General features: G+C 72.8%; 20 protein-coding genes. 15 read left to right on the top strand and 5 right to left on the bottom strand.

Annotated features, from left to right (window positions below; all coding sequences use genetic code 11):
- Positions 1 to 41 precede the first annotated feature (41 nt).
- The 6 genes from rsmA to ACFWEG_RS13775 all read left to right on the top strand — a co-directional run bounded on the left by rsmA (position 42) and on the right by ACFWEG_RS13775 (position 8,499).
- Positions 42 to 932 (top strand): 16S rRNA (adenine(1518)-N(6)/adenine(1519)-N(6))-dimethyltransferase RsmA, encoded by an 891-nt coding sequence (rsmA, locus tag ACFWEG_RS13800; RefSeq protein ID WP_387213680.1) that lies wholly within the window; start codon positions 42 to 44, stop codon positions 930 to 932.
- A complete protein-coding gene (locus ACFWEG_RS13795; RefSeq protein WP_387213677.1) occupies positions 929 to 1,981 on the top strand; it encodes a 4-(cytidine 5'-diphospho)-2-C-methyl-D-erythritol kinase in 1,053 nt (350 codons plus the stop codon). The genes rsmA and ACFWEG_RS13795 overlap by 4 nt, the downstream gene beginning before the upstream one ends.
- A gap of 102 nt (positions 1,982 to 2,083) precedes the next feature.
- Positions 2,084 to 3,892 (top strand): ABC-F family ATP-binding cassette domain-containing protein, encoded by a 1,809-nt coding sequence (locus ACFWEG_RS13790; RefSeq protein WP_387213674.1) that lies wholly within the window; start codon positions 2,084 to 2,086, stop codon positions 3,890 to 3,892.
- A gap of 243 nt (positions 3,893 to 4,135) precedes the next feature.
- Complete coding sequence (locus ACFWEG_RS13785; RefSeq protein ID WP_387213671.1) at positions 4,136 to 5,818, top strand: PQQ-binding-like beta-propeller repeat protein; 1,683 nt, start codon at positions 4,136 to 4,138, stop codon at positions 5,816 to 5,818.
- Between the two features lie 58 nt (positions 5,819 to 5,876).
- On the top strand, positions 5,877 to 7,574 hold the full coding sequence (locus ACFWEG_RS13780; protein ID WP_387213668.1) for a PQQ-binding-like beta-propeller repeat protein: 1,698 nt from the start codon (positions 5,877 to 5,879) through the stop codon (positions 7,572 to 7,574).
- A gap of 217 nt (positions 7,575 to 7,791) precedes the next feature.
- On the top strand, positions 7,792 to 8,499 hold the full coding sequence (locus ACFWEG_RS13775; RefSeq protein ID WP_387213665.1) for a LuxR C-terminal-related transcriptional regulator: 708 nt from the start codon (positions 7,792 to 7,794) through the stop codon (positions 8,497 to 8,499).
- A gap of 236 nt (positions 8,500 to 8,735) precedes the next feature.
- On the opposite strand, the gene ACFWEG_RS13770 is transcribed toward ACFWEG_RS13775, so the two are convergent.
- Both ACFWEG_RS13770 and ACFWEG_RS13765 read right to left on the bottom strand, forming a co-directional pair.
- Positions 8,736 to 9,035 (bottom strand): hypothetical protein, encoded by a 300-nt coding sequence (locus ACFWEG_RS13770; protein ID WP_387213662.1) that lies wholly within the window; start codon positions 9,033 to 9,035, stop codon positions 8,736 to 8,738.
- Positions 9,036 to 9,055: 20 nt separating this feature from the next.
- Entirely contained in the window at positions 9,056 to 10,759 is a 1,704-nt protein-coding gene (locus tag ACFWEG_RS13765; protein WP_387213659.1) for a sodium:solute symporter family protein, read from the bottom strand.
- Between the two features lie 278 nt (positions 10,760 to 11,037).
- Between ACFWEG_RS13765 and galT the strand changes: the two genes are divergently transcribed.
- The 4 genes from galT to ACFWEG_RS13745 all read left to right on the top strand — a co-directional run bounded on the left by galT (position 11,038) and on the right by ACFWEG_RS13745 (position 15,437).
- Complete coding sequence (gene galT, locus ACFWEG_RS13760; RefSeq protein ID WP_387213656.1) at positions 11,038 to 12,078, top strand: galactose-1-phosphate uridylyltransferase; 1,041 nt, start codon at positions 11,038 to 11,040, stop codon at positions 12,076 to 12,078.
- Positions 12,075 to 13,055 (top strand): UDP-glucose 4-epimerase GalE, encoded by a 981-nt coding sequence (galE, locus tag ACFWEG_RS13755; RefSeq protein WP_387213653.1) that lies wholly within the window; start codon positions 12,075 to 12,077, stop codon positions 13,053 to 13,055. The genes galT and galE overlap by 4 nt, the downstream gene beginning before the upstream one ends.
- 7 nt (positions 13,056 to 13,062) lie before the next feature.
- The gene (gene galK / locus ACFWEG_RS13750) at positions 13,063 to 14,307 is read left to right on the top strand and encodes a galactokinase (RefSeq protein ID WP_387213650.1); all 1,245 of its coding nucleotides are present in this window, start codon (positions 13,063 to 13,065) and stop codon (positions 14,305 to 14,307) included.
- 326 nt (positions 14,308 to 14,633) lie between these two features.
- Positions 14,634 to 15,437, top strand: coding sequence for a LuxR C-terminal-related transcriptional regulator (locus ACFWEG_RS13745; protein ID WP_387213647.1), 804 nt, complete (start codon positions 14,634 to 14,636; stop codon positions 15,435 to 15,437).
- Here ACFWEG_RS13745 and ACFWEG_RS13740 read toward each other — a convergent pair.
- Entirely contained in the window at positions 15,396 to 15,893 is a 498-nt protein-coding gene (locus ACFWEG_RS13740; RefSeq protein ID WP_387213644.1) for a MarR family winged helix-turn-helix transcriptional regulator, read from the bottom strand. The two genes, ACFWEG_RS13745 and ACFWEG_RS13740, sit on opposite strands and share 42 nt — an antisense overlap.
- A gap of 88 nt (positions 15,894 to 15,981) precedes the next feature.
- Between ACFWEG_RS13740 and ACFWEG_RS13735 the strand changes: the two genes are divergently transcribed.
- The 3 genes from ACFWEG_RS13735 to ACFWEG_RS13725 all read left to right on the top strand — a co-directional run bounded on the left by ACFWEG_RS13735 (position 15,982) and on the right by ACFWEG_RS13725 (position 17,906).
- On the top strand, positions 15,982 to 16,788 hold the full coding sequence (locus ACFWEG_RS13735; protein ID WP_387213641.1) for a trans-aconitate 2-methyltransferase: 807 nt from the start codon (positions 15,982 to 15,984) through the stop codon (positions 16,786 to 16,788).
- Positions 16,785 to 17,147, top strand: coding sequence for a VOC family protein (locus ACFWEG_RS13730; RefSeq protein ID WP_387213638.1), 363 nt, complete (start codon positions 16,785 to 16,787; stop codon positions 17,145 to 17,147). Before ACFWEG_RS13735 ends, ACFWEG_RS13730 begins: the two co-directional genes overlap by 4 nt.
- A gap of 135 nt (positions 17,148 to 17,282) precedes the next feature.
- On the top strand, positions 17,283 to 17,906 hold the full coding sequence (locus tag ACFWEG_RS13725; RefSeq protein ID WP_387213635.1) for a Uma2 family endonuclease: 624 nt from the start codon (positions 17,283 to 17,285) through the stop codon (positions 17,904 to 17,906).
- A gap of 64 nt (positions 17,907 to 17,970) precedes the next feature.
- Here the strand turns inward: ACFWEG_RS13725 and ppc are convergent, their stop codons facing one another.
- Complete coding sequence (gene ppc / locus ACFWEG_RS13720) at positions 17,971 to 20,649, bottom strand: phosphoenolpyruvate carboxylase (protein WP_387213730.1); 2,679 nt, start codon at positions 20,647 to 20,649, stop codon at positions 17,971 to 17,973.
- Between the two features lie 362 nt (positions 20,650 to 21,011).
- On the opposite strand from ppc, the gene ACFWEG_RS13715 reads away from it, so the two are divergent.
- Together ACFWEG_RS13715 and ACFWEG_RS13710 are read left to right on the top strand one after the other, a co-directional pair.
- Entirely contained in the window at positions 21,012 to 21,995 is a 984-nt protein-coding gene (locus ACFWEG_RS13715; RefSeq protein WP_387213632.1) for an acyl-CoA desaturase, read from the top strand.
- Positions 21,995 to 22,666, top strand: a complete 672-nt coding sequence (locus tag ACFWEG_RS13710; RefSeq protein WP_387213727.1) for a TetR family transcriptional regulator — start codon at positions 21,995 to 21,997, stop codon at positions 22,664 to 22,666. The genes ACFWEG_RS13715 and ACFWEG_RS13710 overlap by 1 nt, the downstream gene beginning before the upstream one ends.
- Before the next feature lie 91 nt (positions 22,667 to 22,757).
- Here ACFWEG_RS13710 and pth read toward each other — a convergent pair whose 3' ends face one another.
- Positions 22,758 to 23,357 carry an aminoacyl-tRNA hydrolase gene (pth, locus tag ACFWEG_RS13705; protein WP_387213724.1) on the bottom strand — a complete coding sequence of 200 codons (600 nt, stop codon included), beginning with the start codon at positions 23,355 to 23,357 and terminating at the stop codon, positions 22,758 to 22,760.
- Positions 23,358 to 23,421: the final 64 nt, after the last annotated feature.

Here is a 23,421-nt window from a genome sequence, read left to right as displayed (position 1 = left end):
GCGCAGCGAGGGAGGCGGCGTGGGCTGGATACCCTGAACCGGTGAGCAGCCCCGAGCCCGACCGCACCGAGCCAGACCGTCCCGACGACAACCTCCTCGGTCCCGCCGACATCCGTGATCTCGCCGCGACGCTGGGCGTGCGCCCGACCAAGCAGCGGGGGCAGAACTTCGTCATCGACGCGAACACGGTCCGCAGGATCGTGCGCGTCGCCGCCGTCCGCCCGGACGACGTCGTCGTCGAGGTCGGCCCGGGCCTCGGCTCCCTGACCCTCGCGCTGCTCGACGCCGCGGACCGGGTCGTCGCCGTGGAGATCGACGACACCCTTGCCGCGGCCCTCCCGGCGACCGTCACCGCACGCCTCCCGCACCGCGCGGACCGCTTCGCGCTGGTGCACTCCGACGCGATGCTCGTGGACGAGCTCCCCGGCCCCCCGCCGACCGCGCTCGTGGCGAACCTGCCGTACAACGTCGCCGTGCCCGTCCTCCTGCACATGCTGGAGCGCTTCCCCAGCATCGAGCGCACGCTCGTCATGGTGCAGTCGGAGGTCGCCGACCGGCTCGCGGCCGGCCCGGGGAACAAGGTGTACGGCGTCCCGTCGGTGAAGGCGAACTGGTACGCGGAGGTCAAGCGCGCCGGAGCCATCGGCCGGAACGTGTTCTGGCCCGCGCCGAACGTCGACTCCGGACTCGTCTCCCTGGTCCGCCGCACCGAACCGGTGCGCACCACCGCCTCCCGCCAGGAGGTCTTCGCGGTGGTCGACGCCGCGTTCGCCCAGCGCCGCAAGACGCTGCGCGCCGCGCTGGCCGGCTGGGCCGGCTCCGCCGCCGAGGCGGAGGCCGCGCTGGTGAAGGCCGGCATCTCCCCGCAGGCCCGCGGCGAGTCGCTGACCGTCGAGGAGTTCGCCCGGATCGCGGAGGCCACGGCACGATGAAGCACCACGACCCCTTCTCCCCCGACCGCACCACCCCCGTGCGCGTGCGCCCCGACGCGGCGCCCGCGGCGCCCACCCCCGCGACCGTCGCCCACGCGGTCCGCACCGGCAGCACCCGCACCGGGGTCGGCGGTGCGGACTCCGTCACCGTCCTCGTCCCCGCCAAGGTCAACGTGCAGCTCGCGGTCGGCGGGGTGCGGTCCGACGGCTTCCACGACCTCGCGAACGTGTTCCTGGCCGTCGGCCTGTACGACGAGATCACCGCGGCCCCCGCGGACGGCCTGCGGATCACCTGCTCCGGCCCCGACGCCGCCCGCGTCCCCCTCGACCGCACCAACCTCGCGGCCCGCGCGGCGATCGCGCTGGCGGAGATGTACGGCCGCGAGCCGGACGTCCACCTGCACATCGCCAAGGACATCCCCGTCGCCGGCGGCATGGCCGGCGGCAGCGCGGACGCGGCCGGCGCGCTGCTCGCCTGCGACGCGCTGTGGCGGACCGGCGCGACCCGCGAGGAGATGCTCGCGATCTGCGCGGAGCTCGGCAGCGACGTCCCGTTCAGCCTGGTCGGCGGCGCGGCGCTCGGCACCGGCCGCGGCGACGTGCTGACCGCGCTGCCGGTCGGCGGCGACGGCTTCCACTGGGTGTTCGCGGTCGCCGACGGCGGCCTGTCGACGCCGGCCGTCTACGCCGAGTTCGACCGCATGGCCGCGGCGGCCGGCGTCGAGGTCCCGGCCCCGAAGGCCTCGGACGCCCTGCTGGCGGCCCTGCGCGACGGTGACCCGCACGCGCTCGCGGCCGCCCTCTCCAACGACCTCCAGCCCGCCGCCCTCAGCCTGCGCCCCTCCCTGGCCGCCACCCTCGGCGCGGGCCGCGCGGCCGGCGCGCTCGCCGCGCTCGTCTCCGGCTCGGGACCGACCACCGCCCACCTCGCCCCCGACGCGGTGACCGCCGACCGGATCGCCGCCGCCCTGAAGGCCTCCGGCACCTGCCGCACGGCCCGCACGGCCACCTCGCCCGCCCGGGGCGCGCGGATCGTCGGGAGCGGCTGACCCACCGGGGACTGACCCGCGACCGCGGGCGGAGCAGGCGATCAACGGCCTCCCGGCGAGCCGTACCCTGGAGGCCGATCCGCCCGCGCGTACAGGAGTGAAATGGCCGTCAATCTGGTCAACGTCGAGAACGTCAGCAAGGTCTACGGAACCCGGGCCCTGCTCGACGGCGTCTCGCTCGGCGTGTCCGAGGGGGACCGGATCGGGGTCGTCGGGCGCAACGGCGACGGGAAGACCACGCTGATCCGGATGCTCGCGCAGCTGGAGGAGCCGGACGGCGGGCGGGTCACGCAGGTCGGCGGGCTCCACATGGGCGTGCTCACCCAGCACGACTCGCTCGACCCGGCGGCGACCGTCCGGCACGAGGTGATCGGGGACCTCGCCGACCACGAGTGGGCGGGCGACGCGAAGATCCGCGACGTGCTGACCGGCCTCTTCGGGGGGCTCGACCTGCCGGGCTTCCCGCAGGGCCTCGACACGGTCATCGGCCCGCTGTCCGGCGGCGAGCGGCGGCGGATCGCGCTGGCGAAGCTGCTGATCGCCGACCAGGACCTGATCGTGCTCGACGAGCCGACCAACCACCTCGACGTCGAGGGCATCGCCTGGCTGGCCGCGCACCTCCAGGCCCGGCGGTCCGCGCTGGTGTGCGTGACCCACGACCGGTGGTTCCTCGACCAGGTCTGCACCCGCATGTGGGACGTGCAGCGCGGCGCGGTCCACGAGTACGAGGGCGGTTACAGCGACTACGTGTTCGCGCGCGCCGAGCGGGAGCGGATCGCCGCGACCGAGGAGGCCAAGCGGCAGAACCTGATGCGCAAGGAGCTGGCCTGGCTGCGGCGCGGCGCCCCCGCCCGCACCTCCAAGCCGCGCTACCGCATCGAGGCGGCGAACGAGCTGATCGCCGACGTGCCGCCGCCGCGCGACCGCAGCGAGCTGATGAAGTTCGCCAACGCCCGGCTCGGGAAGACCGTATTCGACCTGGAGGACGTGACGGTCCAGGCCGGCCCCAAGGTGCTGATCGAGCACCTCACCTGGCAGCTCGGCCCCGGCGACCGGATCGGCCTGGTCGGGGTGAACGGCGCGGGCAAGACCTCGCTCCTGCGCGCCCTCGCCGCGGCCGCGCGGACCGGCGGCGAGGAGCAGCCGGCCGGCGGGCGGATCACCGCGGGCAAGACCGTGCGGCTCGCCTACCTCTCGCAGGAGGTCGGCGAACTGGACCCGAAGCTGCGGGTCCTGGAGGCGGTGCAGCAGGTACGGGACCGGGTCGACCTCGGCAAGGGCCGGGAGATGACGGCCGGTCAGCTCTGTGAGCAGTTCGGCTTCGGCAAGGAGAAGCAGTGGACGCCGGTCGGCGACCTCTCCGGCGGCGAGCGCCGCCGTCTGCAGATCCTGCGGCTGCTCATGGACGAGCCGAACGTCCTGTTCCTCGACGAGCCCACCAACGACCTCGACATCGAGACCCTGACCCAGCTGGAGGACCTCCTCGACGGGTGGCCCGGGTCGATGATCGTGATCTCCCACGACCGGTTCTTCGTCGAGCGCACCACCGACACGGTGCAGGCGCTGCTCGGGGACGGCCGCCTGCGGATGCTGCCGCGCGGCGTCGACGAGTACCTGGAGCGCCGCCGCAAGGTGGTCGCCGCGCAGACCCCCGCCCCGCCGGTCCTCGCCGCGGCGCCCGCCGTGCGGACCGTGTCCGCCGCGGACCAGCGGGCCGCGAAGAAGGAGCTGCAGAAGGTCGAGCGGCAGCTCACCAAGCTCGCCGACCGCGAGACGAGGCTCCACGCCGACATCGCGGCGAACGCCACCGACTTCGGCAAGGTCGCCGGCCTCGACGCCGAACTGCGCGAACTCGTCGTCGAGAAGGACGAACTGGAGATGCGCTGGCTGGAACTGGCCGAGGAGGCGTAGCAGCGCACCCCCTTGACGGGAGGCCGGTCCTGCCTGATCGCGCGTCACATCACAAGGCCGTCACGGCGGGGTTCTCCCTTGGGAACAGGTGAGCGACCGGTCCGGCGTCGTGTTCGGCCGCAGTGATAGAAAGGAGCGCCTTTTCCGTCCGGGGTCCGGCCCGGCGGACCGGGGCCGCCATGCAGCGCCGGCGCCCGGGGCGGGCCCGACGCCACTGGCCGGCACCCTAGGGGGAACTCACCGATGTCGCAGCCGCACACGCCGCCGGAGGAGCCGGAGCAGCCGCCCCGGCCGCCGCAGCAGGGACCGTACGGCTACCCGCACCAGCCGCCCGCGCAGCCGGTCGCGGACAACCCGTACGCGCAGGCGCCGCCGCAGCAGCCCGGGGCGTACGGCTACCCGCAGCAGCCTCCGAACGGCGGGTACGGCTCCTCCCAGCCCCCCACCGCCGGCGGGTTCGGCTACCCCCAGCAGCAGTTCCCCGGCCCGACCGGCGGCGGCGAACCGCCCCGCCGCAGACGCGGCCCCGTGCTGGTAGCCGCGGCCGTCGCCGTCGCGATCGTCGCCGCCGTCGGCGGGTACGTCGCGCTGGCGGGCGGGGACGACCCCGCGCCGAAGAAGCCGGTGGCGAAGCAGACCGAGGACGCGAAGCCGAGCCCGTCGGCGAGCATCGACAAGGGCGACGGCCTCGGCGACGGCGGCGACCCGGACGACGACCAGGACTACAACGCCAAGCGCAAGCCGGGTGAGGCGAAGGTCCTGTTCACCGTGAACGCCCCGGACGTGCCGAGCGGCGGCGCGTCCGTCCCGCACGGCTTCACCACCTCCAACGGCCTCGTCGTCAAGGCCGCCTACAAGGCGGTCGTCGGCTACGACGCGAAGACCGGGAGGAAGGCCTGGGGCACCGCGCTGCCGGGCGGGCTGTGCGCGGTGCCGCGCGAGGCCACCGCGGACGACCGGGTCGTGCTGTCGTACGGCGAGCTGAAGGACAACGTCAACGCCTGCGACCACCTCATGCAGCTCGACCTGCGGACCGGCAAGGTCGGCTGGCAGAAGGAGGTCCCCGAGGAGGGCGACTTCGACAGCTTCCTCTCCAGCGAGCTGACCCAGAGCGCGGACGTCGCCGTCGTCACCCGCGACACCGCCGCCACCGCGTTCTCCGTCGCCGACGGCAAGAAGCTGTGGGTGGACAAGACCGAGGGCGAGTGCCGGTTCGGCGGCCACGCGGCCGACCGGACGAGCATGGTCCAGGTGACGACCTGCGGCTTCGACGAGGCGCGCGACCAGCTCCGCGGCGTCGACCCCAGGACCGGCAAGGAGCTCTGGTCCTCGAAGAAGCTGCCCGCCGGCTGGAAGATCGACAAGGTCTTCTCGATGAACCCGCTCGTCGTGTACTCGCAGCACGAGGAGGACAAGAAGTGGAACATCGCCGTCTTCGACAAGGGGACGGTCCGCTCGCAGGTCGACCTGAAGGACCAGATCGAGCCCGAGTGCGCGTTCACACTCTCCCTGCGCGGACTGCAGTCCTGCACCGGGGTGGCCGCGCGGCAGGACCTGATCTTCCTGCAGACGAAGCCGGAGGACAACCGCAACGCGATCGTCGCCGTCGACACCCGCACGGGTAAGGAGGCGCGGCGGGCGAAGTCCCCCGAGGGGCGGACGATGCGGCCGCTGGAGGTCCAGGCCGACGGTCGACTCGTCGTCTACGTCCGCCCGTCCGCGGACCAGGGCGGCATGGTCGGGACGCTCGGGGCGGACGGGGTGCCGCGCAAGCTGCTGCAGCTGCCCGCCGCGACCTCGGCGGTCGAGCGGCGGCTCTACAACCCGGAGATCGGCTTCGACGCCGGGCGCGTCACGCTCGCCCCCTCCCGCCTCAACGGCAACGACGAGGCGCGGGAGCTGCTGATGCTCGTCTACGGACCGTGACCGGGGGCCGGACCCCCGCCCCTCCCTGGAACAGAACCCCTCTCAGATACGGACGACCATGACCCAGCCCCCGCCCAACGAGCCCCCCAAGGGGTTCGGTCCGCCGCAGGACGTGCCCGCGTCCGCGCCGCTGCCGCCCGCGCAGCCGCCCGGTGCGCCGGGCTACGGCTACCCGCAGCAGCCCCCGCAGGGCTACGGCTACCCCCAGCAGCCCCCGACCGGCCCGCAGCCCCCCTACGGCGCGCAGTTCCCGAACGCGCCGCAGCCCGCCCCCCGGCCGAAGCTGCTGAACCGGACGCAGCTGCTCATCGTCGTCTCCGCGGTGGTCGCGATCGCGCTGATCATCGGCAGCGGCATCTGGTACTCGTCGTCCAAGGGCGACGACACCGCGGCGCGCAGCGGGCGGAGCGAGGACGCGAAGGGGAAGAAGGACGCCGAGGGCGGCGCGAAGAAGGGCGACGCCCCGGCCGCGGCCGAGCAGAGCGTCGTCGCGCTGCCGAAGGAGAAGAAGCCCGCCTCGACGGACGGCAAGGCGCTCTTCAAGGTGCCCCAGCCCGAGGTGAAGGACCTGTCCAGGGTCTACGGCTCGTGGGCCACGGACAACACCTACGCCAAGAGCACCCCCAAGGGCATCGACGGCTACGACCCGGCCACCGGCAAGGTGAAGTGGACGTACGCGCTGCCCGGCGAGGTCTGCGGCGGGTCGAAGTACGTCACGACGGAGAACCAGACCGCGGTCGTCTACAAGGCGAGCCGCCCGGCGAAGAAGGGCGAGCACGCGCCCTGCTCCGAGCTGGCCGTCTTCGACCTCGACACCGGCGCCCCGGTCTGGAAGAAGTCGATGAAGTACGAGAGCCGCGCCCTGGACCCGATGTACGGCGAGGTCGCCATCTCCGGCGGTGCGGTCGCGGTCGGCGGGACCTCCGTCGGCGGCCTGGCGTACAGCCTCGCCGACGGCTCCGAGCTGTGGAAGCCGAACCCGACCCAGGACTGCCTGGACCTCGGCTACGGCGGCGGCCCCGCCCTCGTCGCCGTCCGCCGCTGCGGCGGCTACGACAAGCCGAAGTTCCAGATCCAGCCGCTCGACCCCCGCACCGGCAAGCCGAAGTTCAGCTTCGAGCTGCCCGAGGGCGTCAAGAGCGCGAAGATCATCTCGACCGACCCGCTGACCGTCGGCGTCGACTCCACCGGCGAGTCGCTCTCCGGCGTCACCGACGTCTTCGCCGTCGACGACCAGGGCGAGCTGCGCAGCAAGGTGTCCCTGGAGGACGGCAAGTTCAACCTCTCCTGCGACGTCGGCAAGTACGACGGCTGCAAGTTCATGGCCGTCGGCAACGACAAGCTGTACGTGGCCACCGAGCCGCACGAGGGCGGCACCGGCTCGTACTCCGAGGTCAACGAGCTGGTCGCGTTCGACCTGGCGACGGGGAAGTCCACCGGTGAACGCGCCGACTCCGGCGACGACTACGAGTTCATCCCGCTCCGGATGGACGGCGACGACATCCTCGCCTACAAGCGCGGTCCCTACGACAAGGGCGGCCAGGTCGTCGTCGTCGACGCGAAGACGTTCAAGGAGACCGTCCACCTCCAGAACCCGTCCGACGAGGCGACCATGGACGCCGAGCGCGGGTTCTCCCCGAAGTACGCCGAGATGCTCTACCGGGCGGGCCGCCTCTACCTCTCGGAGAGCCTGCTGAGCAAGCCGCTGTCGGACGGCGACGTCGAGTACCTGGCGATCGGGTTCGGCGCGAAGTAGCCGGGGCACCCGCGGGAGCGCACCCCCGGGGCCGGAAGCCCCCCGTATGCCGAATCACGCGTCAAGGGCGGAGATTTCGGCATTACGGGGGGCTTTCGCGGAAGAAGGGGCGCGCGATGTCGAACAAGCGTGTAGCTTCCGGTGGCAGACGGGCCGGGGGGTCCCGGAGCAGCGGTTGTCGACCGGGCGACGACGTACGGGGAAGCGGGGGTTCGCGGTGGGAGTGCGGCTGATGGTGGTGGACGACCACCGCCTGCTCGCCGAGGCGCTCGCCTCGGCGCTGAAGCTGCGCGGGCACCGGGTGCTCGCCGCGGCCGCGCCGGCGGCGGGCGCGGCCGAGCTGGTGGTCAGCCGCTCGCCCGAGGTGTGCCTGATCGGCACCGCGACGCCCGCCCTGCCGGGCATCTTCGACCCGGTGGTGCGGATCAAGCGGGAGCGGCCGCAGGTCGCCGTCCTGGTGCTGGGTCCGGTGCCCGACCCCCGCGGGATCGCCGCCGCGTTCGCGGCCGGCGCGTCGGGGTACGTGCGGCACGACGAGCGGATCGAGGGCGTCGAGCGGGCCATCATGAAGGCCCGCGCGGGCGAGGCCGCGGTGGCCCCGGCGCTGCTCAGGGACGCGTTCACGGAGCTGCTCAACCCCGCCGCCCAGCCCGACGACGAGGGGCAGCGGCTGCTGCAGCTGCTCACCCCGCGCGAGGTCGAGGTCCTGGTGCGGGTGGCGGACGGGGAGGACACCCGGCTGATCGCCGCGGGCATGGGCATCGCCCCGAGCACGGCCCGCACCCACGTCCAGCGGGTGCTGATGAAGCTCGGCGTGGGCTCCCGCCTGGAGGCCGCCGCCCTCGCCGCCCGCACCGGCCTCCTGGACCACGCCGGCCCCGTCGCCGGCCTCCCCCGGCAACCGGCGGCCCACGAGCTGGAGTGACGCCGGCACCCGCGCCGCCCGGTCGCCCTCTGCCGTGCCTGCCGGCCCTCGTGGGCGGCGGCCCGTACCGGCCGGCGGGACCCGCGATGGACGCCCCCCCCGCGCCGCACAGCCGCGCGTGCCCACCTGCCCGACCACGGCGCCCGCGTCGGCGGCCGGCGGACCGGGGCCGCTGGACCGTGAGGAGCCCCCACCCGCACAGGTGGGGGCTCCTCGCGGATCGCCGGCGGGCCGGGCTACTTCCCCGCCTCGGTCTCCAGCGCCGCCGGGGGCTCGGGTGCCGCGGTGGGGCGCAGCTTCAGCCAGATCAGGAAGAACAGGCCGAGGGCGAGCATCGCCAGGCCGGTCCACAGGTTGATGTTGACGTTCTCCGCCTTCTTCAGGTCCGCGTCGGAGGCGAAGACGCCGGCGATCGTGACGATGACGCCGTAGAGGGTGAACAGGCCGCCGATGATCCGGCGGATGTCGAACAGCCGGGCCGCGGTGGCCGACTTGGACTCCAGGTCGGAGACGTGGTCGTGCGGTGCTGGGGACATGGTGGCTGCCTCCGATCAGGTCAGAACGAGTAGGGGATGTAGCACAGGGCCGCCAGGACGATCGCGCCCCAGCCGAGCAGCGCCGGCTTGCGGTACCAGGCGTCGTCGCCCTCGTCGGGCGCCTCCTGCATGCCCGGCGAGGTGGTCCCGTAGACCAGGCCCTGGAGCTCCGCCTCGGGCTTGGGGGCGGTGAACAGGGTGACGACGACCATGACCAGCGCGCCGGCGACGAAGGCGACGATGGCGGAGACGAAGTTCGCGCCCTGGTCGGTCGGGATGTCGATGACGCCCTGCTTGTAGATCACGAAGTAGTTGACCATCGCGGCCGTGGTGCCCGCGACGAGCCCCCAGGAGGCGGATTTCATCGAGGCGCGCTTCCAGAACATGCCGATGATGAAGACCACGAACATCGGGACGTTGAAGAAGGAGAACAGCGTCTGGAGGTAGCCCATGATGTTCGAGAAGCTGGACGCCAGGAACGCGGTGCCGATGGAGAGCAGCACGCCGATGGCGGTGATGAGCCGGCCGAACCTCAGGTAGTAGGCGTCCTCGCGGTCCTTCTTCACGTACTTCGCCCAGATGTCGTAGGTGAAGACGGTGTTGAAGGAGGAGACGTTGGCCGCCATGCCCGCCATGAACGCGGCGAGCAGACCGGTGACCGCGATGCCGAGCACGCCGTTGGGCAGCAGCTCCTGCATCAGCAGGGGTATCGCGTCGTTGTAGGTGAGGTCCGAGCCCGCGGTGCCGATCTTCGGCACGAGGACGGCCGCGACCAGGCCGGGGATCATCACGATGAAGACGATGAAGATCTTCGGGAAGGCGGCGATCAGCGGGGTGCGCTTCGCGGCCGAGAGGTTCTTCGCGGACAGCGCGCGCTGCACCTCGGCGAAGTTGGTCGTCCAGTAGCCGAACGAGAGCACGAAGCCGAGGCCGAGGACGATCGTCAGCCAGTTCGCGCCCAGCGGGTTGGCGTCGCCGATGCCGGTGTTGGACCAGGCGTTGAGGAAGTCACCGCCGTGCTGCTTCGTCAGCGAGTCGGTCAGGCCGTCCCAGCCGCCGACCTTCTTCAGACCGAGGACGGTGAGCGGTATGAGCGCCGCCAGGATGACGAAGAACTGCAGGACCTCGTTGTAGATCGCCGAGGACAGGCCGCCGACGGTGATGTAGGCGAGCACGAAGAGGCCCGCGACCACGATGGACAGCCACTGCGGCCAGCCGAGCAGCGCCTCGACGACGATCGACAGCGCGAAGAGGTTCACGCCCGCGATGAGGATCGCGGCGACCGCGAACAGCCACGAGCTGATCAGGTGCGCGGACCTGTCGAACCGCTGCAGCAGGAACTCCGGCACCGAGCGGACCTTGGAGCCGTAGTAGAACGGCATCATCACCAGGCCGAGGAAGACCATGGCGGGGATGGCGCCGATCCAGTACCAGTGGACGACCGCGACGCCGTACTGCGCGCCGGTCGCGGCCATGCCCAGGATCTCGGTCGCGCCCAGGTTCGCCGCGACGAAGGCGAGCCCCGTCACCCACGCGGGCAGGGACCGGCCGGAGAGGAAGAAGTCCAGGCTGGTCTTCACCGAGCGGCGCGCGGCGAAGCCGATGCCCAGGACGACGACGAAGTAGATGGCCAGGATCGCGTAGTCCAGGCCGTTGGTCGGGAGCCGGAGCCCGTCGGCCAGGTGCACCGGGTGCACCTGCTGGGTCAGTTGCGCGTGTGGCATGGGGGGCACTCGCTTCATTGCGTGAACGGAACAGACCGGAACTTACGCCTCTGCGTCCAAGAACTGAACAGATCCGATGGGGATCTTTGTTTGTTCGTGATCGTGTCGACAGAGATGTGCCTTTTGTCCTGTGCCGCTGCCCGCACGCAGACCGGCGCGGAAACCTCCTGCCCCCGCTGACCCTGTTGACGCCTCTGTGTGATGGTGATTTGTTATGTTGGGTTGTGTTGGATGACGGCGATGCCGCGACGAGCTGCGAGACCTGGGGGAGCCCCGAAGTGAAGAAGACGGTGACGCGGCTGGCCGACGGCCGCGAGCTGCTCTACTACGACGCCCGCGACGACGTCACGCGCGACGCCGTCGACCGGCGCCCCCTCGATGCCGTCGCCACCGCCTCCGAGATCCGCCGCGACCCGCTGCTCGGCGACTCCGTGGCCGTCGCCTCCCACCGCCAGGGCCGCACCTACCACCCCCCGGCCGACGAGTGCCCGCTCTGCCCCAGCCGCGAGGGCCGGCTCAGCGAGATCCCCGACTCCGACTACGACGTCGCCGTCTTCGAGAACCGCTTCCCGTCGCTCGCCGGCGACTCCGGGCGCTGCGAGGTCGTCTGCTTCACCTCCGACCACGACACGTCGTTCGCCGACCTCTCCGAGGACCGGGCCGCGCTCGTCCTGGCCGCCTGGACCGACCGCACCCGCGAGCTGTCCCTGCTGCCCTCGGTCCAGCAGGTGTTCTGCTTCGAGAACCGCGGCGCCGAGATCGGCGTCACCCTCGGCCACCCCCACGGCCAGATCTACGGCTACCCCTTCACCACCCCGCGCACGGCCCTGATGCTCCGCTCCCTCGCCGAGCACCGCGAGGCCACCGGCCGCAACCTCTTCGACGACGTCCTCGCCGACGAACTCGCCGGCGAGCGGGTCGTCCTGGCGGGCGAGCACTGGGTCGCCTACGTGCCGTACGCCGCCCACTGGCCCTACGAGGTGCACCTGCACCCCCGCCGCCGGGTCCCCGACCTGCTCGCCCTCGACGAGGACGCGCGCGCGGAGTTCCCGCGGATCTACCTGGAGCTGCTCAAGCGCTTCGACCGGATCTTCGGCGAGGACGCACCGCCGACGCCGTACATCGCCGCCTGGCACCAAGCGCCCGTCGACGAGCCGGGGCGGGAGGAGTTCGCCCTGCATCTGGAGCTTTTCACCATCCGCCGTACCTCCGGCAAGCTGAAGTTCCTCGCGGGTTCCGAGTCCGGCATGAACGTGTTCATCAACGACGTGCCGCCGGAGACCGCGGCCGAGCGACTGCGAGAGGTAGCCAGCACGTGAGCACTGCGGAAAACCCCCGGAAGTACCTGGTCACCGGCGGCGCCGGATACGTGGGCGGGGTCGTCGCCCAGCACCTGCTGGAGGCCGGCCACCGGGTGACCGTCCTCGACGACCTGTCCACCGGCTTCCGCGAGGGCGTCCCCGCCGGCGCGGAGTTCGTCGAGGGCCGCATCCAGGACGCCGCCCGCTGGCTCGACTCCTCCTACGACGGCGTCCTGCACTTCGCCGCCTCCAGCCAGGTCGGCGAGTCCGTCGCGAAGCCGGAGAAGTACTGGGCCAACAACGTCGGCGGCACCATGGCCCTGCTCACCGCCATGCGCGAGGCCGGCGTGCGCACCCTGGTGTTCTCCTCCACCGCCGCGACCTACGGCGAACCCGCCTCGTCGCCCATCACCGAGGACTTCCCCACCAGCCCCACCAGCCCCTACGGCGCGTCCAAGCTCGCCGTCGACCACATGATCAGCGGCGAGTGCACGGCCCACGGCCTGGCCGCCGTCAGCCTGCGCTACTTCAACGTGGCCGGCGCCTACGGCGCGCAGGGCGAGCGCCACGACCCCGAGTCGCACCTCATCCCGCTCGTCCTCCAGGTCGCCCAGGGCCGCCGCGACTCCATCCACGTCTACGGCGACGACTACCCCACCCCCGACGGCACCTGCGTCCGCGACTACATCCACGTCGCCGACCTCGCCGAGGCCCACCTCCTCGCCGCCGCGAAGGCCGTCCCCGGCGAGCACCTGATCTGCAACCTCGGCAACGGCAACGGCTTCTCGGTCCGCGAGGTCATCGAGACCGTCCGCAAGGTCACCGGCCACGAGGTCCCCGAGACCGCCGCCGCCCGCCGCCCCGGCGACCCGGCCGTCCTGGTCGCCTCCGCCGACACCGCCCGCGAGCGGCTCGGCTGGAACCCGTCCCGCGCGGACCTCGCGGGCATCGTCTCGGACGCCTGGGACTTCGCCCGGCGCCCCAAGGGGGAGTGAGCACCGCATGAGCACCGACACCGCCGCGACCGACGCGACCGAGCCCGCCGTCGACGTCCCCGAGGGGGAGACCCCCGACCCGGCCGCCGCCGCGACACGGGTCGCGGCCGACTTCACCCGGCTCTACGGGCGCGCCCCCGAGGGCGTCTGGGCCGCGCCCGGTCGGGTCAACCTGATCGGCGAGTACACCGACTTCAACGAGGGCTTCGTCATGCCCCTCGCCCTCCCGCACGCCGCCGTCGCCGCCGTCTCCCGGCGCACCGACGGCGTGCTGCGGCTGCACTCGGCCGACGTCGACGGCGGCGTCGTCCAGCTTCGCGTCGACGAGCTGTCCCCGCTCGGCGACGTCGGCTGGGCCGGCTACCCCGCCGGGGTGGTCTGGGCGCTGCGCGAGGCCGGGCACGAGGCGGTCCGGCTCGGCGCGGACGTCCACCTCTCCTCGACCGTCCCCACCGGCGCCGGGCTGTCGTCGTCGGCCGCCCTGGAGGTCGTCACCGCGCTCGCCCTGAACGACCTGCACGCCCTCGGCCTGACCCGGCCGGAGATCGCCCGGATCGGACAGCGCGCGGAGAACGACTTCGTCGGCGTGCCCAGCGGGATCATGGACCAGACGGCCTCCGCCTGCGCCGTCGAGGGCCACGCGATCCACCTCGACTGCCGCGACCTGAGCCTCGTCCAGGTGCCGTTCGACCCGGCCGCCGAGGGCCTGCGCCTCCTCGTCGTCGACACCCAGGTCAAGCACGCGCTGGGCGACGGGGCGTACGCCGAGCGGCGCGCGGGGTGCGAGGAGGGCGCGCGGCGCCTGGGCGTGACCCATCTGCGGGACGTCCCCTTCGACGGCCTCGCCGACGCCCTGGACCGGCTGTCCGCCGAGGCCGAGGAGCACGTCGTCCGCTACGTCCGGCACATCGTCTCCGACGACCACCGCGTGGTGCGGATCGCGGAGCTGCTGGGGGCGGGCGACATCCGGTCGATCGGCCCGGTCCTGATCGAGGGCCACCACTCGCTCCGCGACGACCTGCGGGTCTCGTCCCCCGAACTCGACCTGGTGGTCTCCGCGTCCGTGGCCGCGGGCGCGGTCGGCGCGCGGATGACCGGCGGGGGCTTCGGCGGTTCGGCGATCGTCCTGGTCGACGCGGACGCGGAGGACGCCGTCACCAAGGCGGTCGCCGAGGCCTTCGCCGAGGCCGGGTACGGCGCCCCGCGGGTCTTCCCCGCCCTCCCCTCCGCGGGGGCGCGCCGGCTGGGCTGACGCGGAGCCCGACGGCGCACGGCGACGGACCGCCGGGCGGGCGGGGGCGTGCGGGCGGCGCCCGCGCTCCCGCCCGGGCGGTCCGTTTTGTTGGCGAACCCCCTTCCCTCCCGCGCCCCGGCCCGTACTCTGATGCTCAGCACCGGTGGGGGCCGGTGCCGATCACGGGGCGACACCCGCGGGCACCGCGCCCGAACGCCGGGCAGGACGTCCGAACCGGGCTCCTGCGGCGAGCTGCGCGGCGGCGGCCGCGCGGCCCGAGCCGCCGTCCCGACTACGGGCGCCGCACCCGCGCGGGTACGTCCCCCGGCGCCATGGGGGTTCAAGTGGTACGCATCCGGGTCCTGGTGGTCGACGACCACCGCATCTTCGCCGAGTCGCTGGCCGCCGCGCTGGCCGCCGAGCCCGACGTGGACGTCGCCGCGGCCGGCAGCGGCCCCGCCGCCCTGCGCTCGCTGGAGCGGGCCGCGGCCGAGGGCCGCCGGTTCGACGTCATGCTCGTCGACGCGGACCTGGGCGCCGCCGCCCCCGCCGTCCCCGCCCCGCGCGCCGTGCCCGACCGGCCCGCCCCGGTCGGTTCGGTCGGCGACGACGGCCTGGTGGACGGGCTCTCGCTGGTCGTCGGCGCGCGCACCCACCAGCCCGGCGTGCGCACGGTCGTCCTCGCCGAGCGCGACGACCCCCGCCGCGCCGCGCTCGCCCTCCAGGCGGGCGCGTCGGGCTGGGTCGCCAAGGACTGCTCGCTGCAGCGGCTGCTCGCCGTCATCCGCGGCGTCCTGCGCGACGAGACGCACCTGCCCCCGGCGCTGCTCACCGGAGTGCTGCGCGAGCTGACCGCGGCGCGCAAGCACCGCACCGAGAGCGAGCGCCTGGTGGAGTCGCTGACCCCGCGCGAGCGGGAGGTGCTGCGGTGCATGGTCGCCGGGCTCGGCCGCAAGGCGGTCGCCGAGCGGCTGTTCCTCTCCCCGCACACGGTGCGCACCCACATGCAGAACGTGCTCGGCAAGCTCGGGGTGCACTCCACCCTCGCGGCGGTCGCGCTCGCCCGGCGGGCGGGCGTCGGGCCGGCCGACCTCGGCGGGCCCGGGCTAGCCGGGGATGTTGTCGAACGGGGCGGTCAGCTGGCGTAGCAGGCCGGCGAGGTCGCCGCGCTGGGCGCGGGACAGCTCGGCGAGGATGGCCCGCTCCTGCTCCAGGAGCCCGGCCAGCGCCTGGTCCGCGCGGTCCCGGCCGAGGGCGGTCAGCCGGACGAGGACGCCGCGGCGGTCGCTGGGGTCCGGGAGCCGCTCGACGAGGCCCTTCTTCGCGAGCCGGTCGATCCGGTTCGTCATCGTGCCCGACGTCACCAGCGTCTGCGTCAGCAGCTGTCCGGGGGAGAGCTGGTAGGGCGCGCCGGCGCGGCGCAGCGACGTCAGGACGTCGAACTCCCAGGGCTCCAGCTGGTGCTCGGCGAACGCGAGCCGGCGGGCCCGGTCCAGGTGCCGGGCGAGCCGGCTGACCCGGCTGAGCACCTCGAGCGGTTCCACGTCGAGGTCGGGGCGCTCCCGGCGCCACGCCGCCACCAGTCGATCGACCTCGTCCTCCATGAGGATCAGTCTAGAGGGTGCCTCGACGTGAAGTCTCTTGACGTCAAGTGTCTTGACATCGAGATAGTTGCGGCGGGATGCTCGCGGCATGAACTCACCCGTCTGGGACCCCGCCCAGTACCTCCGCCACGCCGACCACCGCACCCGCCCCTTCCTCGACCTGCTCGCCCGGATCCCGCTCCCGCCCGATGCCGCCGGGCGCGTCGCCGACCTCGGCTGCGGGGCGGGCAACGTCACAGCCCTGCTCTGCGAGCGGTGGCCCCGGACCCGGGTCACCGGCTACGACAACTCGCCGCGGATGCTGGAGCGGGCCGCGGCCCACGCGGGCGACCGGCTGTCCTTCGCGTTCGCCGACGCGGGGGAGTGGACGCCGGAGCCGGGCGTGTACGACCTGATCGTGTCGAACGCGCTGTTCCAGTGGGTGCCGGGGCACGCGCAGCGCTTCCCGGCGCTGGTCGCCGGCCTGCGGCCCGGGGGCGTTTTCGCCTTCCAGGTGCCGGGGAACTTCGACGCGCCGTCGCACACGCTGCTGCGGGAGCTGTGCGGGTCGGCGCGGTGGGCCGACCGGCTCGGGGGCCTCCTGCGGCACGACTCCGTCCCGACGCCGGCGGAGTACCACGCCCGCCTGTCGGCGCTCGGCGGCACGGCCGACGTCTGGGAGACCACCTACCTCCACCCCCTCACCGGCGACGACCCCGTCCTCGACTGGGTCAAGGGCACCGCCCTGCGCCCCGTCCTCACCGCGCTCGCCGACGACCCGGCGTCCCGCACCGCGTTCCTCGCGGAGTACGCCGCACTCCTCCGCGACGCCTACCCGCCGGGCGCGGACGGCACGACCCTCCTCCCCTTCCGCCGCCTCTTCGCCGTCGCCACCCGCACGGAGACCCTCCGATGATCATCGGCCTCGATCACGTCCTCCTCGCCGCGCCACCCGACACCGAACCCGCCCTGCGCGCCTTCTACACCGGCGTCCTGGGTCTCCCGGAGATCCCCAAACCGCCCGCCCTCGCCGCCCGCGGCGGCTGCTGGTTCCAGGTCGGACCCGTCCAGCTCCACCTCGGCATCGACCCCGCCCACCGTCCCTCCCCCAAGGCCCACCCCGCCTTCCGCGTCTCCTCCCTCGACACCCTCGCGGCGCGCCTGACCGCCCACGACGTGCACCTCACCTGGGACACCGCGCTCCCCGGACACGGCCGCTTCCACACCACCGACCCGGCGGGCAACCGCCTGGAGTTCCTGGAGCCGGCGGCGTGAGCCATGGCCTGAGCTTCCACGAACGGGTGATCGTCCGGCGTTCAGGACCGCGAGCCGCAGCGCGCTCGTAGCGTGGGCGTATCGCTTGTGCCGTCACGGCAGCCGTGCCCACACTGATGGAGGAGGTGCTTCCTGATGACCGCTCTCGCAACCGAGGTGTTCTCGACCGTGGCCGACGACTCCGTATCCGAACTGGACGAGATCCTGTGGCAGGCGTGGAAGGCCATGGACCTTCCCGAGGGATACCGGGCCGAGATCATCGAGGGGTCCATCGAGGTGTCACCTACCGGTCGCCGGCGTCACGCCGTACTCATCAATCGGGTCCGCCGCGCTCTGGACGCGCATCTGGCGGCCGGCGAGTTCACGGCCTATCAGGACATCAACGTCATCCATCGCCGGAAGGCCTGGATTCCGGACATCGTTGTAGCTCCGGCCGAACTTGACGAGGTTCCCGACGAGGACGATCTCGGCGTTGGCGCCGCCGCCGTCCCTCTCGTGATCGAGGTCGTATCGCCCGGCCACCGGAACATCCAGCGCGACCGCGAGCGCAAGCGCCGCGAGTACGCGCGGGCCGGCATTCCGGTCTCCGTGCTGGTCGACGACCACGACGGTGACGGCGCCGTCGTGATCCTCGCCGCGCCCGATCCGAAGAAGGCCGTCTACAACGACGAGCACCGCGTCCCGTACGGGACGGACGCCGTCGTCCCGTCGGGGCCGGCGAAGGGCTTCGTGATCGGGAAGGGCGTCACGCGCGGCTGAGGCGGACGCGCGGGAGGGGCCCCGGGACCAAGGTCCCGGGGCCTTCTGACGCGCTACGGACCGGTCAGCCCGTGTTGCGCAGGCCCGCCGCGACACCGTTGACGGTGAGCAGGAGGGCGCGCGAGAGCAGCGGGTCGGGCTCCTCGCCGCGGGCCGCCGCGTCGCGCTGGCGCTTGAGGAGCGCGACCTGGAGGTAGGAGATCGGGTCGAGGTAGGCGTCCCGGATCTCGAACGTGGACTCCAGGACCGGCTGCGCGCCGAGCAGCCGGTCCTCGCCGGTGATGCGCAGCACCTCGGCGACGGTCAACTCGTGCTCGGCGACGATCGCGTCGAAGATGTGCCGCAGGTTCTCCGGCACGAGCGTGTCGACGTAGTGGCGGGCGATCCGCAGGTCCGTCTTCGCGAGCGTCATCTCGACGTTGGAGATGAAGTTGCGGAAGAAGTGCCAGTGCTCGCGCATCTCGCCGAGGACGGTGTCGAGCCCGGCCTCGCGCAGCGCGCGCAGCCCGGAGCCGACGCCGAACCAGCCGGGGACGATCTGCCGGGACTGCGTCCAGCCGAACACCCACGGGATGGCCCGCAGCCCGTCCAGCCCCGCGCCGGAGTCGGGCCGGCGGGAGGGCCGCGACCCCAGGTGCAGGTCGGCGAGCTGGTCGACGGGTGTCGCGGCGAAGAAGTACGCCGGCAGGTCCGGGTCCTCCACGAGCCGCCGGTACGCGCCGTGGGCCGCGTCGGAGACGACGTCCATGGCGGCGTCCCAGCGGGCGAGCGCCTCGTCGGACTGGCGGGGCGCGGTGTGCAGGGCGGAGGCCTGCAGGGTCGCGGCGACGGTCAGTTCGAGGTTCTCGCGGGCCAGCGAGGGGACGAGGTACTTGTCGGAGATGACCTCGCCCTGCTCGGTGACCTTGATCTCGCCCTCCAGGGTGCCCCAGGGCTGGGCGAGGATCGCGTCGTGCGAGGGGCCGCCGCCGCGCCCGACGGTGCCGCCGCGGCCGTGGAAGAGCCGCAGCCGCACCCCGTAGCGGTGCGCGACGTCGCGCAGCCGGCGCTGGGCGCGGTGGATCTCCCACTGCGAGGTGGTGATGCCGCCGAACTTCGAGGAGTCGGAGTAGCCGAGCATGACCTCCTGGACGTCGCCGCGCAGGGCGACGAGCCGCCGGTAGGAGGGGTCGGCGAGCATCTCGTCGAGGATGACGTCGGCGGCGCGCAGCTCGTCGGTGGTCTCCAGGAGCGGCACGATGCCGATCCTGGCCCAGCCGGCGTGCAGGTCGAGCAGCCCGGCCTCGCGGGCGAGGACGGCGGCGGCGAAGACGTCGTCGGCGCCCTGGCACATCGAGATGATGTACGACTCGATGACCTCGGGCCCGAACCGCTCGAACGCGTCGCGGACCGTGTGGAAGACGCCGAGGGTCTTCTCGCCGGCCGCGTCGAGCGGGGCCGGGGAGGGGGCCAGCGGGCGGCGCGAGCGCAGCTCCTTGGCGAGGAGGCGCTGCCGGTAGTCGCGCGGCATGTCGGCGTAGCGCCAGGACTCCTCGCCGAGCCGGTCGAAGAGCTGCCCGAGCGCGTGGTGGTGGGCGTCGGCGTGCTCGCGGACGTCCATCGTGGCGAGCTGCAGGCCGAACGCGGCGAGCGTGCGGATGGTGCGGTCCATCCGGCCGTCGGCGAACAGCCCGGCCTTGTGGGCGCGCAGCGAGGTCTGCAGCAGGGTCAGGTCGGCGACGAGGTCGGCGGTGCCGAGGTAGTCGCGGCCCGGCTCGTGCGCGAGGCCCTTGGCGAGCCGCTCGCGGGTGTTGACGAGCTTCTCGCGGACGCAGGTCGCCTTGAGCCGGTAGGGCTCCTCGGCGTTGAGCCGCTTGTAGCGGGGGCTGATGCCGGGCAGCTTCTCCAGGTCCGCGGCGAGCGAGTCCAGGAGCTCCTGGGTGGCGCCGGTGTAGCGGATGGAGTTGGAGAGGAAGCCGCGCAGCTCGTCGACGAGCTCGATGGCGTCGGTGATGCCGTGCTCGTGCTGGAGGATCAGCACGTCCCGGGTGACCTGCGGGGTCACGTTCGGGTTGCCGTCGCGGTCGCCGCCGATCCAGGTGCCGAAGGTCAGCGGGCGGGTGCCGGCCGGGATCTCGACGCCGACCCGCTCCAGCTCGGCGGCCAGGTCCTCCAGGACGTCGCCGACCGCGCCGGCGTGCAGCTCGTCCAGGTAGTAGATGGCGTTGCGGGCCTCGTCGGCGGGCTCGGGGCGCACCACGCGCAGCTCGTCGGTCTGCCAGACGAGGTCGATGTTCTCCGCGAGCCGCAGGTCGACGCGGCGGCGGTCGGAGGCGATGACGGGCGTCTCGAGCAGCTCGGCGATCCGGCGGAGCTTGTTGAGGACCGAGCGGCGGGCGGCCTCGGTGGGGTGCGCGGTGAACACCGGGCGCACGTTGAGGTTGGCGACCGTCCGGGCGACGTGCTCGGGGTCGGCGTCCTTCAGCCGGTCGGCGGTCCGGGCGAGCAGCCCGCCCTCGGCGGCTCGCCGGGCGCGCATCTCCCGCCCGCGGTGCACCTGCTCGGTGACGTTGGCGAGGTGGAAGTAGGTGGAGAACGCCCGCACCAGCTTGGCGGCGGTCTCCAGCTCGGTCTCGCCGAGCAGCTGGGCGGCGGCCTCGCCGTCGGTGCGGGTCAGCGCCCGGACCTTCTCGACGAGTTCGAGCAGCTCGGGACCCTCCTGGCGGACGAGGGTCTCGCCCAGGAGGTCGCCGAGTCGGCGGATGTCGGCGCGGAGCTCGGGACTTGTCGTGGGTGCTGTCGGCGGGGTGGGGGAGACGACGGGCTGGTCAGCCGGGGTCTCGGCGGGCTTGACAGCCTCGGCGGCCTGGTCGGCACTGCTCACAGGTGCGGCTCCTTGCAGTTTGAGCACGTCTGGGAGGGAACTCGAACACGGAAACGATGTGCGGACCGCGCTGTCCGACGACGCACCCAGGATATGTGCCCGCCACCGGCGGGTTCCCGCAACCTCTTGTCCAGCGGATGGGGGCTGCCATACTTACGACGCCGTAGGTTACGGTCCCGTAGCCGCTCGGCGGCCGGAAGACGGCTGCACCTCATCTCACCCTCACCCCCCAGGGGACCCCCATGACCACCAGTCCAGACCTGATCCGCGACACCTCGCAAGGAGGGGACACGGACCCCACTGAGCCCGCCACGCTCGGCGGGGAGCAGAAGCGGACGATCGAGCAGGTCGCGCTGCTCGTCTTCATCGTCGTGCCGTTCCTGGCCGTGCTGGCTGCGGTTCCGCTGACCTGGGGCTGGGGGGTGAGCTGGCTGGACCTCGGCCTCCTGGTCGGCATGTACTTCTGGGGCTGCCACGGCATCACGGTCGGCTTCCACCGCTACTTCACGCACGGCTCGTTCAAGGCGAAGCGCCCGCTGCGGATCGTGCTCGCGATCGCCGGGTCGATGGCCGTCGAGGGCCCGGTCGTGCGCTGGGTCGCCGACCACCGCAAGCACCACAAGTTCTCCGACGCGGAGGGCGACCCGCACTCCCCGTGGCGCTTCGGCGAGACCGTCCCCGCCCTGCTCAAGGGCCTGTGGTGGGCCCACATCGGCTGGATGTTCGACGAGGAGCAGACCTCGCAGTCCAAGTACGCCCCCGACCTGATCAAGGACCCGGCGATCCGGCGGATCTCGCGGGACTTCATCTGGTGGGCGATGCTGTCGCTCGCGATCCCGGCGATCGTCGGCGGCCTGGTCACCATGTCCTGGTGGGGCGCCTTCACCGGCTTCTTCTGGGGCTCCCTGGTCCGCGTCGCGCTGCTGCACCACGTCACCTGGTCGATCAACTCGATCTGCCACGCCGTCGGCAAGCGCCCCTTCAAGTCGCGCGACCGCTCCGGGAACGTGTGGTGGCTGGCCGTCCTGTCCTGCGGCGAGTCCTGGCACAACCTGCACCACGCGGACCCCACCTCCGCGCGGCACGGCGTCATGAAGGGCCAGGTCGACTCCTCCGCCCGGCTGATCCGCTGGTTCGAGAAGCTCGGCTGGGCGTACGACGTCCGGTGGCCCTCCGCCTCCCGGATCGCGTCCCGCCGCAAGGAAGACACCGCGCAAGCGGCATGATGGAGAGCGTGGCGATCGAGCAGAGCAGTCAGGACGGCGGAAAGACCCGGCGCACGCGACGGACCCGGATGACGGGAAAGGAGCGCCGGGAGCAGCTGCTCGACATCGGTCGCACGCTCTTCGCCGCGAAGGGCTTCGAGGGCACGTCGGTGGAGGAGATCGCGGCGAAGGCCGGGGTCTCCAAGCCGGTGGTCTACGAGCACTTCGGCGGCAAGGAGGGCCTCTACGCGGTCGTCGTCGACCGCGAGATGCGGATGCTGCTCGACATGGTCACCGGCGCGCTCACCGCGGGCCACCCGCGGGAGCTGTGCGAGCAGGCGGCGTTCGCGCTCCTCGACTACATCGAGACGTACACCGACGGCTTCCGCATCCTGGTCCGCGACTCGCCCGTCGCGCAGTCGACGGGCACCTTCGCGTCGCTGATCAGCGACATCGCGACCCAGGTCGAGGACATCCTGGGCACCGAGTTCAAGAACCGCGGCTTCGACGCCAAGCTCGCCCCGCTCTACGCCCAGGCCCTCGTCGGCATGGTCGCCCTCACCGGGCAGTGGTGGCTGGACGCCCGCAAGCCCAAGAAGGCGGAGGTCGCCGCGCACCTGGTCAACCTGGCCTGGCACGGCCTGGACGGCCTGGAGCAGAAGCCGCGGCTGATAGGGCACCGCAAGAACTGAACCCGCGATCCGGCGGGACCGGGAGCGGGCAGGGGCCGCCCGGGCAGGTGCGCAGGCGGCCCCTCGTCGTGGGCGGGAAGCCCACGCGCGCTCAGCTGTTGTACGTGCTCTGCGCCCGCTCCAGGCCCTCGACCACCAGCGCCTCCGCCGCGTCCGCCGCGCGGTCGACGAGGTACTCCAGCTCCTTGCGCTCGGTCGAGGAGAAGTCCTTCAGGACGAAGTCGGCGACCTGCATCCGGCCCGGCGGCCGGCCGATCCCGAACCGCACCCGGTGGTAGTCGGGACCCATCGCCTTCGTCATCGACTTCAGCCCGTTGTGGCCGTTGTCGCCACCGCCCAGCTTCAGCCGCAGCGTCCCGTAGTCGATGTCCAGCTCGTCGTGGACGGCGACGACGTGCGCGGTGGGCACCTTGTAGAAGTCCCGCAGCGCCGTGACCGGACCGCCCGACAGGTTCATGTACGACATCGGCTTCACCAGGACCACCCGCCGGCTGTACGGCCCGGGCGGGCCGATCCGGCCCTCCACGACCTGCGCCTGCGCCTTGCCCGCCCGCTTGAACTTCGCCCCCATCCGGGCGGCGAGCAGGTCGGCGACCATGAACCCCACGTTGTGCCGGTTGGCCTCGTACTCCGGGCCCGGGTTGCCGAGGCCGGCGATCAGCCAGGGGGCCGAGGGGTCGGCGTCCGTCATCGTCATGGCTCCTTCTTACACGGGTGCGACACGTACACGACACGACCGCCGTCCCGCTCGGAGG

It is taken from the genome of Streptomyces sp. NPDC060194, assembly GCF_042728285.1.
Taxonomy (GTDB): domain Bacteria; phylum Actinomycetota; class Actinomycetes; order Streptomycetales; family Streptomycetaceae; genus Streptomyces.
This window is presented reverse-complemented; position numbering and strand designations above follow the sequence as displayed.

Bases quoted from the DNA above. Each gene is read 5' to 3' on its own strand.
- galK (WP_387213650.1), top strand. From the start codon at position 13,063: ATGAGCACCGACACCGCCGCGACCGACGCGACCGAGCCCGCCGTCGAC.
- ACFWEG_RS13790 (WP_387213674.1), top strand. From the start codon at position 2,084: ATGGCCGTCAATCTGGTCAACGTCGAGAACGTCAGCAAGGTCTACGGA.
- ACFWEG_RS13785 (WP_387213671.1), top strand. From the start codon at position 4,136: ATGTCGCAGCCGCACACGCCGCCGGAGGAGCCGGAGCAGCCGCCCCGG.
- ACFWEG_RS13765 (WP_387213659.1), bottom strand. From the start codon at position 10,759: ATGCCACACGCGCAACTGACCCAGCAGGTGCACCCGGTGCACCTGGCC.
- ACFWEG_RS13735 (WP_387213641.1), top strand. From the start codon at position 15,982: ATGAACTCACCCGTCTGGGACCCCGCCCAGTACCTCCGCCACGCCGAC.
- ACFWEG_RS13770 (WP_387213662.1), bottom strand. From the start codon at position 9,035: ATGTCCCCAGCACCGCACGACCACGTCTCCGACCTGGAGTCCAAGTCG.
- ACFWEG_RS13725 (WP_387213635.1), top strand. From the start codon at position 17,283: ATGACCGCTCTCGCAACCGAGGTGTTCTCGACCGTGGCCGACGACTCC.
- ACFWEG_RS13795 (WP_387213677.1), top strand. From the start codon at position 929: ATGAAGCACCACGACCCCTTCTCCCCCGACCGCACCACCCCCGTGCGC.
- ACFWEG_RS13710 (WP_387213727.1), top strand. From the start codon at position 21,995: ATGGAGAGCGTGGCGATCGAGCAGAGCAGTCAGGACGGCGGAAAGACC.
- ACFWEG_RS13740 (WP_387213644.1), bottom strand. From the start codon at position 15,893: ATGGAGGACGAGGTCGATCGACTGGTGGCGGCGTGGCGCCGGGAGCGC.
- ACFWEG_RS13780 (WP_387213668.1), top strand. From the start codon at position 5,877: ATGACCCAGCCCCCGCCCAACGAGCCCCCCAAGGGGTTCGGTCCGCCG.
- ACFWEG_RS13730 (WP_387213638.1), top strand. From the start codon at position 16,785: ATGATCATCGGCCTCGATCACGTCCTCCTCGCCGCGCCACCCGACACC.
- ACFWEG_RS13715 (WP_387213632.1), top strand. From the start codon at position 21,012: ATGACCACCAGTCCAGACCTGATCCGCGACACCTCGCAAGGAGGGGAC.
- pth (WP_387213724.1), bottom strand. From the start codon at position 23,357: ATGACGGACGCCGACCCCTCGGCCCCCTGGCTGATCGCCGGCCTCGGC.